This window comes from Pseudomonas sp. PvP027 (assembly GCF_017833005.1).
Lineage (GTDB): Bacteria > Pseudomonadota > Gammaproteobacteria > Pseudomonadales > Pseudomonadaceae > Aquipseudomonas > Aquipseudomonas congelans.
Genome location: NZ_JAFIBK010000001.1, coordinates 4,295,897 through 4,309,315, shown reverse-complemented (window position 1 = coordinate 4,309,315; position 13,419 = coordinate 4,295,897). Strand labels below are relative to the sequence as shown.

At 57.2% G+C, this 13,419-nt stretch carries 13 protein-coding genes and 1 other RNA gene; 6 read left to right on the top strand and 8 right to left on the bottom strand.

The window, feature by feature from the left end; all coding sequences use genetic code 11:
- Positions 1–40: 40 nt before the first annotated feature.
- From dapB to grpE, 4 genes are all read right to left on the bottom strand, one after another.
- Positions 41–844 carry a 4-hydroxy-tetrahydrodipicolinate reductase gene (dapB, locus tag JOE33_RS18610; RefSeq protein ID WP_010427735.1) on the bottom strand — a complete coding sequence of 268 codons (804 nt, stop codon included), beginning with the start codon at positions 842–844 and terminating at the stop codon, positions 41–43.
- A gap of 21 nt (positions 845–865) precedes the next feature.
- Positions 866–2,008 (bottom strand): molecular chaperone DnaJ, encoded by a 1,143-nt coding sequence (dnaJ, locus tag JOE33_RS18605; protein ID WP_003395180.1) that lies wholly within the window; start codon positions 2,006–2,008, stop codon positions 866–868.
- Positions 2,009–2,335: 327 nt separating this feature from the next.
- Positions 2,336–4,252 (bottom strand): molecular chaperone DnaK, encoded by a 1,917-nt coding sequence (gene dnaK, locus JOE33_RS18600; protein ID WP_096139208.1) that lies wholly within the window; start codon positions 4,250–4,252, stop codon positions 2,336–2,338.
- 111 nt (positions 4,253–4,363) lie between these two features.
- Positions 4,364–4,927, bottom strand: a complete 564-nt coding sequence (grpE, locus tag JOE33_RS18595; RefSeq protein WP_003313642.1) for a nucleotide exchange factor GrpE — start codon at positions 4,925–4,927, stop codon at positions 4,364–4,366.
- A 270-nt stretch (positions 4,928–5,197) separates the two neighbouring features.
- Here grpE and recN point away from each other — a divergent pair, with 270 nt between their 5' ends.
- A complete protein-coding gene (recN, locus tag JOE33_RS18590; RefSeq protein ID WP_003431547.1) occupies positions 5,198–6,871 on the top strand; it encodes a DNA repair protein RecN in 1,674 nt (557 codons plus the stop codon).
- Positions 6,872–6,915: 44 nt separating this feature from the next.
- On the opposite strand, the gene fur is transcribed toward recN, so the two are convergent.
- Positions 6,916–7,323, bottom strand: a complete 408-nt coding sequence (gene fur / locus JOE33_RS18585; protein ID WP_003313643.1) for a ferric iron uptake transcriptional regulator — start codon at positions 7,321–7,323, stop codon at positions 6,916–6,918.
- A gap of 98 nt (positions 7,324–7,421) precedes the next feature.
- Here fur and JOE33_RS18580 point away from each other — a divergent pair, with 98 nt between their 5' ends.
- Complete coding sequence (locus tag JOE33_RS18580; protein ID WP_010427727.1) at positions 7,422–7,943, top strand: outer membrane protein assembly factor BamE; 522 nt, start codon at positions 7,422–7,424, stop codon at positions 7,941–7,943.
- 73 nt (positions 7,944–8,016) lie between these two features.
- Here the strand turns inward: JOE33_RS18580 and JOE33_RS18575 are convergent, their stop codons facing one another.
- The 3 genes from JOE33_RS18575 to JOE33_RS18565 are packed head-to-tail and all read right to left on the bottom strand — an operon-like array spanning position 8,017 to position 10,169.
- A complete protein-coding gene (locus tag JOE33_RS18575; protein ID WP_187624935.1) occupies positions 8,017–8,331 on the bottom strand; it encodes an RnfH family protein in 315 nt (104 codons plus the stop codon).
- Positions 8,324–8,758 (bottom strand): type II toxin-antitoxin system RatA family toxin, encoded by a 435-nt coding sequence (locus tag JOE33_RS18570; protein ID WP_003400153.1) that lies wholly within the window; start codon positions 8,756–8,758, stop codon positions 8,324–8,326. Before JOE33_RS18570 ends, JOE33_RS18575 begins: the two co-directional genes overlap by 8 nt.
- Positions 8,759–8,765: 7 nt before the next feature.
- Positions 8,766–10,169 carry a sodium-dependent transporter gene (locus JOE33_RS18565; protein ID WP_187624966.1) on the bottom strand — a complete coding sequence of 468 codons (1,404 nt, stop codon included), beginning with the start codon at positions 10,167–10,169 and terminating at the stop codon, positions 8,766–8,768.
- Positions 10,170–10,282: 113 nt separating this feature from the next.
- On the opposite strand from JOE33_RS18565, the gene smpB reads away from it, so the two are divergent.
- The 4 genes from smpB to JOE33_RS18545 all read left to right on the top strand — a co-directional run bounded on the left by smpB (position 10,283) and on the right by JOE33_RS18545 (position 13,278).
- Positions 10,283–10,765 carry an SsrA-binding protein SmpB gene (gene smpB, locus JOE33_RS18560; RefSeq protein WP_096244138.1) on the top strand — a complete coding sequence of 161 codons (483 nt, stop codon included), beginning with the start codon at positions 10,283–10,285 and terminating at the stop codon, positions 10,763–10,765.
- A 308-nt stretch (positions 10,766–11,073) separates the two neighbouring features.
- Entirely contained in the window at positions 11,074–11,358 is a 285-nt protein-coding gene (locus tag JOE33_RS18555; protein WP_122694810.1) for a hypothetical protein, read from the top strand.
- A 110-nt stretch (positions 11,359–11,468) separates the two neighbouring features.
- Positions 11,469–11,860, top strand: a transfer-messenger RNA (tmRNA) gene (ssrA, locus tag JOE33_RS18550).
- Between the two features lie 182 nt (positions 11,861–12,042).
- Positions 12,043–13,278: an integrase domain-containing protein gene (locus JOE33_RS18545; RefSeq protein ID WP_209924120.1), complete on the top strand. Its 1,236-nt coding sequence runs from the start codon at positions 12,043–12,045 to the stop codon at positions 13,276–13,278.
- Positions 13,279–13,419: the final 141 nt, after the last annotated feature.

Sequence of the window (13,419 nt, the reverse complement as noted above, 5' to 3'; positions counted from 1 at the left end):
GCGGGGAAATGCGACAGGACCACGAATGGTCCTGCATGAATCAATGCAGACCCAACACATCCTGCATGTCGTAAAGCCCTGGCGCCTTGCCTTCGAGCCACATTGCGGCCCGGACTGCACCCTTGGCGAAGGTCATGCGACTGGACGCCTTGTGCGTGATTTCGACCCGCTCACCGTCCGCGGCGAACAGCACGGTGTGATCACCCACCACGTCGCCGGCACGAATGGTCGCAAACCCGATGGTCTGACGATCACGCGCACCGGTCTGACCTTCACGACCGTAGACCGCGACTTTTTCCAGATCGCGACCCAGCGCATTGGCAACCACTTCCCCCATACGCAAGGCGGTGCCGGACGGCGCATCAACTTTGTGCCGGTGGTGCGCCTCGGTGATTTCGATGTCTACCTCATCACCCAAAACGCGCGCAGCGGTGTCGAGCAGCTTCAGACACAGATTCACGCCGACGCTGAAATTGGCAGCAAACACGATGGGAATGTCTTTGCCTGCTTCTTCCAGACGCTGCTTCTCTTCCGCGCTGAAGCCGGTGGTACCGATAATCATCGCCTTGCCTGCCTTGCGACAGAACGCGAGGTTTTTCAGCGTCACCGAAGGATGGGTAAAGTCGATCAGAACGTCGAACTCGTCCGCCACCTTTGCCAGATCACCCGACAGCGGCACACCGATACGGCCCAGCGCAGCCAGCTCGCCCGCATCAGCGCCCACCAGCGTGCTGTCAGGACGGTCGACTGCGGCAGTCAAGCCGGCGCCCGGCGCCTGCTGAACCGCCTCGATCAAGGTCTTGCCCATGCGCCCGGCGGCGCCTACTACAGCAATACGTCGCATGCCCTGCTCCCGTTGATAGCCTTACAGATCGCCGAAGAAACGCTTCACACCCTCAAACCAGCCACTGGCTTTCGGAGAGTGGGACTCGTCGTTTTCAAGCGAGGTGCGGAACTCTTCAAGCAGCTCGCGCTGGCGCTTGCTCAGGTTGACCGGGGTTTCGACTGCAACACGGCACATCAAGTCACCGGCACCACCGCCACGCACCGGAGCGACACCCTTGCCACGCAGGCGGAACTGCTTGCCGGTCTGGGTACCTTCGGGGATTTTCAGTTTGACGCGACCATCGAGCGTCGGCACTTCAAGCTCGCCGCCCAGCGCTGCATCGGTAAAGCTGATAGGCACCTCGCAGAACAGGTGCTTGCCGTCACGCTGGAAAATCGCGTGTTCGCGCACATTGATCACGACATACAGGTCGCCGGTCGGGCCACCCTGGGTACCCGCCTCGCCTTCGCCAGACAGACGAATGCGGTCACCGGTATCGACACCTGGTGGCACTTTGACGGAAAGCGTCTTGGACTCTTCGACGCGACCTTCGCCATGACAGGAATCACATGGGTCGGAAATGATCTTGCCGTGGCCGTGGCAGCGCGGACAGGTTTGCTGCACAGAGAAGAAACCCTGCTGCATGCGCACCTGACCAATGCCACCGCACGTAGGGCATGTGACAGGCGAAGAACCTTTCTTGGCACCACTGCCGTCGCACGGCTTGCAGTTGACCAGCGTCGGAACGCGGATATTCACGTTAGTACCGCGAACCGCCTCCTCCAGATTCAGCTCCAGCGTATAGCGCAGGTCGCTGCCACGCTGAGCGCCGCCACGACCACCGCCACCACCGGCACGGCCGCCGCCAAAGAAGTCGCTGAACACATCGCCGAAGATATCGGAGAAGTTGGCGCCACCGGCACCGCCACCAAAACCACCGCCGCCACCCATGCTCGGGTCGACACCGGCATGGCCATACTGATCGTAGGCCGCGCGCTTGCTGGCGTCGGAAAGCACTTCGTAGGCTTCGTTGGCCTCTTTGAACAGCTCTTCCGATGCTTTGTCATCAGGGTTGCGGTCAGGGTGATGCTTCATCGCCAGACGGCGATAAGCCTTCTTCAGGTCCGCCTCGCTGGAGCCTCGCTCCACTCCCAACACTTCGTAATAATCACGCTTTGCCATAATTCTTCCGCACTCTTGAGGACGTTCGGCGAAAGCTCTCCTGAGCCACGCCAAACTCGTTGAGCCCCATACAGGCCCGGACCCAACTCACGTCGATTCAACGATCCTGGTCTTCGTTCAGCAGCCAGATGCATCCGGCCGAGAAAGCGGCAGAATGATTCGCCACGCAGGAGCGTCGCGATCTTGCCACGTGGCGTGCGGAGCAACTCCACACGCCGAAATTTTTGCTTGTTCCAGACACGCCAACGCGGGAGCAAGCTCCCGCGCGGCGACATCCTACCAGTCAGCGCTCGAAAGAGGTCAACCGGCTTTCAAGTGAGCCTGCGCTTACTTGTGGTCTTTTACTTCTTCAAACTCGGCGTCGACAACATCGTCAGCCTTGGCAGTTTCTTCAGCTGGCTTGGCCGCAGCGTCCGGGTTTTCAGCCTGCTCGGCGTACATCTTCTGAGCGATTGGCGCGGAAACCTTGGACAGCTCTTCGACCTTGGCTTCAATGGCAGCCTTGTCGTCGCCTTTGATAGCGGCTTCCAGAGCAACCAGTGCAGCCTCTACCGCAGTCTTCTCTTCAGCAGTGACCTTGTCACCCGCGTCAGCGATCATCTTGCGAGTCGAGTGGACCAGCGCATCACCCTGGTTACGGGCAGAGGCCAGCTCTTCGAACTTGCGATCTTCTTCGGAATTGACTTCAGCATCGCGAACCATCTGCTGAATTTCTTCCTCGGACAGGCCGGAGTTGGCCTTGATCACGATGGACTGCTGCTTGCCGGTGGCCTTGTCTTTCGCGCCAACGTGCAGGATGCCGTTTGCGTCGATGTCGAAGGTCACTTCGATCTGTGGCACGCCACGTGGAGCAGGTGGAATCTCGGCCAGGTCGAACTTGCCCAGGGACTTGTTCTGACCGGCTTGCTTACGCTCACCCTGCAGGACGTGGATGGTTACCGCATTCTGGTTGTCGTCGGCAGTCGAGAACACTTGGGATTTCTTGGTAGGAATCGTGGTGTTTTTCTCGATCAGCGCAGTCATCACGCCGCCCATGGTTTCGATACCCAGAGTCAGCGGGCTGACGTCCAGCAGCAGAACGTCTTTGACATCACCGGCCAATACTGCGCCCTGAATGGCAGCACCCATGGCAACGGCTTCGTCAGGGTTGACGTCTTTACGGGCTTCTTTGCCGAAGAACTCGGTCACCAGCTTCTGCACCAGCGGCATACGCGTCTGACCACCGACCAGAATCACGTCGTTGATCTTGCTGATATCGATACCCGCGTCTTTCAACGCCATGCGGCAAGGCTCGATGGTGCGCTGCACCAGATCTTCAACCAGCGATTCCAGCTTGGAGCGGGAAATCTTCACGACCAGGTGCTTAGGACCGGTTGCATCTGCAGTGATGTACGGCAGGTTGACTTCGGTCTGGGTGCTGGAAGACAGCTCGATCTTGGCTTTTTCGGCAGCTTCTTTCAGGCGCTGCATGGCCAGCGGGTCACCCTTGAGGTTCATGCCGCTTTCTTTCTTGAATTCGTCGACGAAGTAGTCGATCAGACGAATGTCGAAGTCTTCACCACCCAGGAACGTGTCGCCGTTGGTTGCCAACACTTCGAACTGGTGCTCGCCATCGACTTCAGCGATCTCGATAACCGAAACGTCGAAGGTACCGCCACCCAGGTCATAAACGATGACAGTGTGGTCGCCTTTGGCCTTGTCCATACCGTAAGCCAGCGCGGCTGCGGTTGGTTCGTTGATGATGCGCTTGACGTCCAGACCGGCGATACGGCCAGCGTCCTTGGTTGCCTGACGCTGACTGTCGTTGAAGTAGGCCGGAACGGTGATGACCGCTTCGGTAACCGCTTCACCGAGGTAGTCTTCGGCGGTCTTTTTCATTTTCTTCAGGATTTCAGCGGAAATCTGAGGAGGCGCCATTTTCTGGCCATTCACTTCAACCCAGGCATCACCGTTGTCAGCCTTGACGATCTTGTAAGGGACCATCTGGATGTCTTTCTGAACGACATCCTCTTCGAACTTGCGACCGATCAGACGCTTTACCGCGTACAGAGTGTTGTGCGGGTTGGTGACCGCCTGACGCTTGGCGGACTGACCGACCAGGATCTCGCCATCATTTGCATAAGCGATGATCGAAGGCGTAGTACGAGTACCTTCGGCGTTCTCGATAACCTTGACGTTACCGTTTTCCAGAATGGAGACGCAGGAGTTGGTAGTCCCCAGGTCGATACCGATAATTCTGCCCATCTTTGACTCTCCCGAAACTTGCAAAACTTGGATTTGGTTGCCGCCAGTGCGTTGACACCGTGCGGTAGCTCTTAAACGCTTGACCTTTAAATGGGGGCCTTACAGCTGATTTCAAGCCTGCTCGTTGATTGACGGCGTTGCAGGCGATGGTGCCTTGCTGACCACGACCATGGCCGGGCGCAACAGACGACCATTAAGCTGATAACCCTTCTGAAATACCTTGAGCACCGTGTTGGGCTCAACGTCGGCACTTTCCTGCATGGCCATCGCCTGGTGCTGGTCGGCACTGAACGGTTGGCCGTGCGGATCGATGGCCTCCAGCTGATAACGCTTGAGGGTGTCCTGGAACATCTTCAAGGTCAGCTCGATGCCTTCACGCATCGGGCGAATGCTTTCATCGTCCGGACTGGACAGATCAAGGCCTCGCTCCAGACTGTCGATGATCGGCAACAGATCACCGGCAAATTTTTCCAGCGCAAACTTGTGCGCCTTTTCAACATCCTGTTCGGCACGGCGGCGGACATTCTGCAGATCCGCAGCCACGCGAAGGGATTGGTCCTGCGCAGCAGCCAGTTGCTCTTCGAGCACCTGCACGCGGGTTGTGAGTTCGTCACCCGCGCCCGCCTCGGCAGCCTGATCCTGAGCCTGCGCATCCAGATTCTGTTCGTCAGCCATACATCTTCTCCTCTAAAAACGTCCGCGATCCCGATTCGCGCTTCTGCCCACCTATATGGGATCGGATTTTCCGGCTTCAAGGGTTTCGTGCGATCGAGATACGCATTCCCTGACAAATAATCCGGATTCAGGCGCGACAGAAAATGGCGAATTGACACAAGAGGGACTAAAAACCACTGCAGACCGATCAAATCGAGCTAAGCAAGGGCATTGTCAGCCACAAATAAAACACTGTATAAATAACCAGACAAACAGCCCGGGAGCCGCTCAATGCTGGTGCACCTTTCCGTACACAACTACGCCATTGTCGAACACCTTGACCTTGAACTGGATCGAGGGATGAGCGTCATCACCGGCGAAACCGGCGCTGGCAAGTCCATCATGCTCGACGCCCTCGGCCTGACCCTGGGCGACCGTGCCGACAGCGGCGTGGTCCGACCAGGCGCCGACAAGGCCGACATCCTGGCCACGTTCGACCTGGGCGACATTCCCGAGGCACAGACCTGGCTCAAAGAGCGCGACCTGGACAACGACGGCCCCTGCATCCTGCGCCGGGTCATCACGGCCGAAGGTCGGTCACGCGCCTATATCAATGGCTCACCCTGCCCTCAGGGCGACCTGAAAGCGCTGGGCGAACTGCTCATTGATATTCATAGCCAGCATGAACACCAGTCGCTGCTCAAGACCGATACGCATCGGCGCCTGCTCGACGAATACGCAGGTGCGACCGATCTGGCCCGTCAGGTCCATCTCGCCGCACAACGCTGGCGGCAGACGCGGCAGGAGCTCGAGCGCCTCTCCAACTCGGGTGACGAGCAACGCGCACGGCATCAGCTGCTGAGCTATCAGCTCGAAGAACTGGAAAGCCTGAGCCTGGGTGAAAACGAGCTTGAACAGCTCGAACAGGAACACAAGGACCTGACCAACGCCGAAAGCCTGCTGAGCATTTGCCGACAAGTGGTCGAGCAGTGCAGCGAAAGCGATTCCGGCAACGTGCTCAATGCCCTGACCGCCAGCCTGCATCGTCTTGGCAGCGTCGACCATTCGCCGTCCGCCCTGAGCGAGGCCACAGGGCTGCTGTCCAGCGCGCAGATACAGGTAGAAGAAGCGGTAGGCGAACTGAACCGCTTTCTGGATCACTTCGATGCCGATCCGGCCAGACTGCAACAGCTTGAAGAACGTCTCGACGCCATTTACACACTGGCGCGCAAGCACCGCATCCAGCCAGGCGAAGTGGCGACGCTGCAACAAAAGCTGCTGGATGAAATAGAAACGCTGAATGCCAACGACGAATCCATCGAACGGCTTGAGCATGAAGTGCAGGCATTCGCCCGGCACTATCAAGATAAAGCCCGTGAGCTGAGCGACCTGCGCCACAATTCGGCGACGAAACTGGCCAGCGCTGTAGAACAGGAAATTCATCGTCTGGGCATGCCCGGCGGCCGTTTCCAGATCGACCTCAAAGCCAACGCCAGCGTAGAACCCTCGCCTCACGGCCTGGAGCAGGTAGAGCTACTGGTCAGCGCCAACCCCGGCCAACCGCTGAAAGCGCTGGCGAAAGTCGCGTCGGGTGGCGAGCTGTCGCGCATCAGCCTGGCGATTCAGGTCATCACCGCACAAACTTCGCGGGTGCCGACGCTGGTATTCGATGAAGTGGATGTGGGGATTGGCGGACCGACCGCCGAGATCGTGGGACAGCTGCTGCGTCGCCTGGGCGAGCGCGGTCAGGTCATGACCGTCACTCACCTGCCGCAGGTCGCAGCGCAGGGTCATCAGCACCTGTTCGTGCACAAGGTGCGGGACAACGACGCCACGCGCACAGCCGTGTCCAAGCTCAGCAAGACTGAACGTATAGAAGAAGTCGCCCGCATGCTGGGCGGCATCGACCTGACCAAGGAATCTCTGGCACACGCCAAGAAGATGGTCGTTACGGCTAAAAGCTGAGCCATAGAAAGCACAAAGGCGACCGCAGTCGCCCCTGCTGCTGATTACGCCTTCTTGTTGCGGACGTAGAGCACCAGATTGTGGTCCACCAGGTCAAAGCCGTGTCTTTCGACGATGGCTTTCTGAAGCTTCTCGATTTCTTCGTCGAAGAATTCGATCACCTCACCCGATTCCACGTTGACCATGTGGTCGTGGTGGCCGCCATCAGCCAGCTCGAACACAGCATGACCGCCGTCGAAATTGTGGCGCACCACCAGTCCAGCGGACTCGAACTGAGTCAGAACACGGTAAACCGTGGCCAGACCGACGTCCTCGCTGGCCTCCATAAGAGCCTTGTAGACATCCTCGGCACTCATGTGGCGTTGCTCTGCAGAATCGAGCATTTGCAGTATTTTGACCCGCGGTAAGGTTACCTTGAGTCCTACTTTACGTAGTTCGTTATTTTCAACCATGGTCAGCTTTCTCGCAGACGCTGCTTCGCAGCTTCTCTTAATGCAGGTATGATCGGAGTTTACGTTGTCCCAGCCAAGATAGTGGAAGTCGCCCACCGATGCAAAACACCAAGCTCTTGCTAACCAGTTTCACCTTCGTGGGACTGCTCGCACTCGCCGGTTGTTCATTCCCCGGGGTTTACAAAATCGACATCCAGCAGGGTAATGTCGTCACGCAGGACATGATAGACCAGTTACGCCCCGGAATGACCCGGCGGCAAGTACGGTTTATCATGGGCAACCCCCTGCTGACCGACACTTTCCACGCCGATCGGTGGGATTACCTGTACAGCCTGCAGCCAGGTGGCGGTGAACGCCAGCAGGAGCGTGTCAGCCTTATATTCAACGGCAATGACCAGCTCGTGAGCCTGTCTGGCGACTTCATGCCCGGCGTCAGCCGCGATGAAGCTATTCTCGGCAAGGGCAGCGACACCACTGTCCCGGCAGAGAACCAGCCAGTGCAGCAGCCTGAAGAACCGGCCAAGCCAGGTTCGTTGCTGGATACAATCCAGAAGGACGTGGACAGCGTCGAGACCGTACCGGTCCCGACCCAGGAGCCGCTGGACACCAACTCCCGGTAGTCCAAAGCGCCCAAAAAAAGCCCGGCATGCCGGGCTTTTTTGTGTCTTTCATTCAGCCCGCGTTCAGCCCGATTCAGCCGAGAGGCGTTCTTTTCTCACGCGCCTTGGCGGCACGTAGACGCCTGATCTCCATGGGATCGGCCACCAGCGGACGATAGATCTCTATCCGCTCACCCGCCTCCAGCACCCGCGCAGCAGGATCCGCTACCACCTTGCCAAAGATACCGACGGCACAGTGACTCAGATCCAGCTCGGGAAATTCCTTGTCCATAGCGCTAAGCGCCAGCGCCTGACGTACCGAAGAGCCTAACGGGACATCGATCGTCTTCAATACCTGACGCTGCACAGAGGCGTAGACCACCTCTATCTGAATCGATGCGTCAGCCATGCAGCTCTTTCGCTCGCTGGCAGAATGCGTCCACCAGCGTGTTGGCCGCCTGATTGAACAAAGGCCCCAGCGTGGCGCGAACGATGGTGCCGGCATAATCGAAGGACAGATCCAGGCTGATCTTGCAGGCTTTCTCGCCCAGCGGCTTGAACGTCCATACACCATGAAACTGTTCGAACGGCCCTTCGACCAGGTCCATCACGATCGACTCGCCGGGAACCAGCGTGTTGCGCGTCATGAACTTCTGGCTAAGACCGCCCTTGGCGATCTCAAGGCTGGCACGCATTTGCGCCTCACTGGCTTCAACCACGGTAGCGGATGAACACCACGGCAGGAACTCGGGATAACGAGCCACATCATTGACCAGGTCATAAAGGAACCCGGCCGGGTAAGGCAGTAAAGCAGAGCGTTGTATATGCGTAGTCATGTGAGCGTCATTTCCAGAGCTGAGCGGCAAACACCACAAGAATGCCGAGCGGCGCCACGTAGCGCATCAAAAAATACGTCAGGTTGAAGAGCAGCGGACTGCGAATCGACAATTCGTCGCGCACCGTCTCACGGCCCATCACCCAACCAGCGAATACTACAAAACACAACCCACCCAGCGGCAACATGATCCGCGAAGTGAAGAAATCAATGACTCCGAAGAAGTCCAGGCCAGTCGATGCGCCCCATTGATAGAGATGGAATGCGCCTCCATCGTTCACGAAAAACTTGGCTTTTTGCCAGATATTGAACGAGAACACCGTGCCCAGGCCCACAAACCAGCAGGTAAAGGCCAGCCAGAACGTCACCCACGCGCGGCGAATACGGGTGCGCTCGACCAGATAAGCAACCATCGGCTCCAGCAACGAAATCGCCGAACTCCAGGCCGCAACGGCCACCAGCACGAAGAACACGATGCCCATCAATTGGCCGAATGCGACGTTGCCGAACGCATAAGGCAGCGTGACGAACATCAGGCCCGGCCCCTCGCTGGGGTTCAGGCCTGCAGCGAACACGATCGGGAACAGCGCAAGGCCGGCCAACAGCGAAACGAAGGTATCGAGCAACGCGATGCCGACGACGGTGCTGCTGATCGACGCGCCTTTGGTCATGTACGCGCCGTAGACCATGATCGAGCCGACACCGACGCTCAGGGAAAAGAACGCATGGCCCATCGCGGGCAGCAAGCCATCCAGTACCTTCTCGGGATTGAAGTCGAACATGAAATGCACGCCTTCCATGAAGTGCCCGGTGGTCAGGCTATAGCCCAACAGCGCGAGCATCAGCAGGAACAGCATCGGCATCATGATGCGCAGGCTCTTCTCCAGCCCGGCCTCGACACCCTTGCCGATCACCACCGCCGACAGCAGCATGAAAATGGTGTGCCACAGAATCAGACGCCACGGGTCGGCAATCACTGCTCCGAAATACGTACCGACCTGATCCGGCGATACACCCTGAAAGTCGCCGCGTCCCATATCGATGATGTAATCCAGCGACCAGCCGCCCACCACACTATAAAAGGAGAGGATCAGCAGCGCCGTGATCATCCCGGCGAACGCGCCCCAGGACCAGCGCGGCGAATGCCCCGCCTCCTGCGCCAGCGTCTTGAGCGCATTCGCAGGACTGAGCCGGGAACGACGGCCAATCAGCGTCTCGGCGATCATGACCGGAATACCGATCAGCGCGATGCATGCCAGAAAAACCAGCACAAACGCACCGCCGCCATAGGCACCGACCATGTACGGAAATTTCCAGATACTGCCCAGCCCCACAGCAGAGCCGGTAGCAGCCAGGATGAACACCCAGCGACTTGCCCAGCTACCGTGGACCGAAACCTTGTCCGTCGACATTATCGAAACGCCCAGCCAAAAAAGATCGCGCATTGTCCGGGATTCAACCTTTGTGCTCAAGCACGCGCTTTCCCGTAGCCGACATTGATGCAACTGCCTATAATGCGCCCCCTATGGCTAAGCTCAAGAAACACCCTACAGGGACCATCGCGCAAAATAAGAAAGCGCGTCACGATTACTTCATCGAACACAAGTTCGAGGCCGGTCTGGTCCTGTCTGGCTGGGAAGTAAAAAGCCTGCGTGCCACCAAGGTACAGCTGGTCGACAGTTATGTGCTGCTCAAGGATGGCGAGGCCTGGCTGATGGGTTGCCACATCACGCCTCTCAAGACTGCCAGCACACACGTCATCGCTGACCCGACACGCACCCGCAAACTGCTGCTGAACAAGCGCGAGCTCGAAAAGCTCATCAGCTCGGTTCAGCAGAAAGGCTATGCCTGTGTCGCCCTTTCCGTTTACTGGAAGGAGCACCTGGTCAAGTGCGAAATTGCGCTGGGTAAAGGCAAGAAGGAATACGACAAGCGCCACACCGAACGCGAACGCGATTCGGACCGTGAGCTGCAGCGTGCCGTGCGCTCCAAGGGTAAGGACGACTAACTCCTGGCGCTGGCGTGTGCCAAATGTCCTGCCCCGGACATTTGGCACTTCACATTTCCCCCTTTACCCTCCAAACCTCGCTCCACGCCCCGCTTCAACCTGTTCGATACCTCCAAGCGAAGATCGCCTCATTTTGGTGCTTGAATGCGCAATGTGGCTATTTCGCAGTATTCCTAAAATAAAATAGAACGCCTGCGTTACACCACAGTCAATCCTTTAGGCCCAAGTGTTAAACGGGCTTTCAAACCCCTCGGGCGACGGCCTCAAACACCGGCCATACCGAGTCCACAGGTTACAAGGAGAGACACATGAAGCGTACCGCCCTCACTGGATTGTTCCTCAGCGCCGCCCTGTTGGCTTCGCCGGTTTTTGCCGCCGATGATCTGTGCGCAGCGAACATCAAGACCATCGAAAACGCTAACACTTCGTCCAGCACCAACCTGAGCCCTGAAAACAAAGCGATGCTCGAAACCACTGTGAAGAACGCCAAAACGGCCCAGGCGCAGAACGACGAGAAAAAATGCGTGGAGATCACCACCAAGACCATCACTGCCCTGAAAAACACCGGTTCGGGCAGCGAAGGCACCAAGTAAACCTTCGAGCAGGCCAGTCACCCTGGCTGGCCTGCACGATTGCAGCAGACGGGTCGACGTGCCACGCCAATTGGCGTACACTACGCCCCAGCGATTGCGAAAGCAGTCTCGGGGCCGATTTGGATTCGACGCCGGTGATGAAACTTTAGGTGCATGCCGAGTTGGTAACAGAACTCGTAAATCCACTGTTGCAACTTTCTATAGTTGCCAATGACGAAACCTACGGGGAATACGCTCTCGCCGCGTAAGCGGTGCTAGCCTTCCTTCTGGTAGCTTCGGCTCCAGCAATCATCAGGGGATGCCTGTAAACCCGAAATGATTGTCATATAGAACAGGATCGTCGCCTAGTACGTTGTGGACGAAGCGACTAAAACTTACACAACTCGCCCAAAGCACCCTGCCCGTCGGGTCGCTGAGGGTTAACTTAATAGACACGGCTAAGCATGTAGTACCGACAGCGGAGTACTGGCGGACGGGGGTTCAAATCCCCCCGGCTCCACCACTTTTACATCTAAAGACGTCCAAGGACGTCTTTTTTTGTGCCTAAAATCCAGTAAATACAGGGGTTTAAGGTCCGAAGCGGTCCGATGGTATCTGAGCTCATCCTACAATTCGTGTATTCCACGTGGTATTCCAAGCCCACGACTGGTATTTTTTGGAATACACGCAGCATCGGAGGTCACCATGGGTGCCCAAGCCACGCGGCTTTCAGACATCAAAGTCAAAGCAGCGAAACCAAAGGAAAAAGATTACATCCTCACTGATGGCGACGGCCTTCAGATGAGGGTGAGGTCCAACGGCTCAAAGCTATGGAATTTCAACTACATCCACCCTGTAACAAAGAAACGGATCAACATGGGGCTTGGTACCTTTCCAGAGGTGAGCCTGGCTCTAGCTCGGAAGCGGACGGTAGAAGCCAGGGAGCAAGTGGCACAAGGATTGGATCCGAAAGAAAAGCGTGACGCGGATAGGCAAACTTTAAGAGCGACGACCGAACACACTTTCAAAAATGTGGCCACAGCATGGTTCGAGCTCAAGAAAGACTCTGTTACCACTGCGTATGCTGAAGACATCTGGCGCTCCCTAACACTGCATGTTTTTCCCGACTTGGGTGCAATACCGATCTCTGCCATTACGGCTCCGGCCGTCATAAAATTGCTTCGACCGCTCGAGACCAAGGGAAGTCTCGAGACAGTGAAGCGATTAAGTCAGCGTCTTAACGAGATCATGACCTACGGAGTCAACTCCGGCTTGATTCACTCAAATCCGCTTAGCGGGATTCGGTCGGTCTTCAAGAAGCCGAAAAAGAAAAACATGGCGGCACTCGCGCCCGATGAACTGAAAGAGCTGATGGTCACGGTGGCCAATGCCAGCATAAAAAGGACAACACGCTGCTTGATCGAGTGGCAGCTTCACACTATGACTCGCCCAGCTGAGGCGGCCACTGCGCGCTGGGCAGACATCGATCTCGAAAAACAGATCTGGACCATACCTCCTGAGCGAATGAAAAAGCGTCGCACGCACATCATCCCCCTTACCGAACAGGCTTTGAGCCTCCTAGAAGCCATAAAGCCGCTCAGCGGACACCGTGAGTTCGTCTTTCCTGCAGACCGCAACCCCCGTACGCATTGCAATAGCCAAACTGCCAACATGGCATTGAAGCGAATGGGGTTTGAAGGCCGCTTGGTGAGCCATGGGATGCGATCGATGGCCAGCACCATCCTTAACGAGCATGGCTGGGATCCTGAACTAGTCGAGGTAGCGCTTGCTCACGTTGATAAGGACGAGGTGCGCAGCGCTTATAATCGGGCCGATTACATAGAGCGCCGACGCCCGATGATGAAGTGGTGGAGTGAGCACATCGAGGAAGCGTCTACAGGAAGCCTCTCAATGTCCGCGATCATAGATAGAAGGGATTGAAATATTTCCTCACAGGAAAAGTGAGCAACGCATTCACGCATGGTCCTCCTTGATGAATGAGGGTGGTTAATGGGGCACGTTTCGTTACACTGCCCCAAAGGCACTGGCTAATAAAGGTCAGACCCAAACATCTCTAATTTA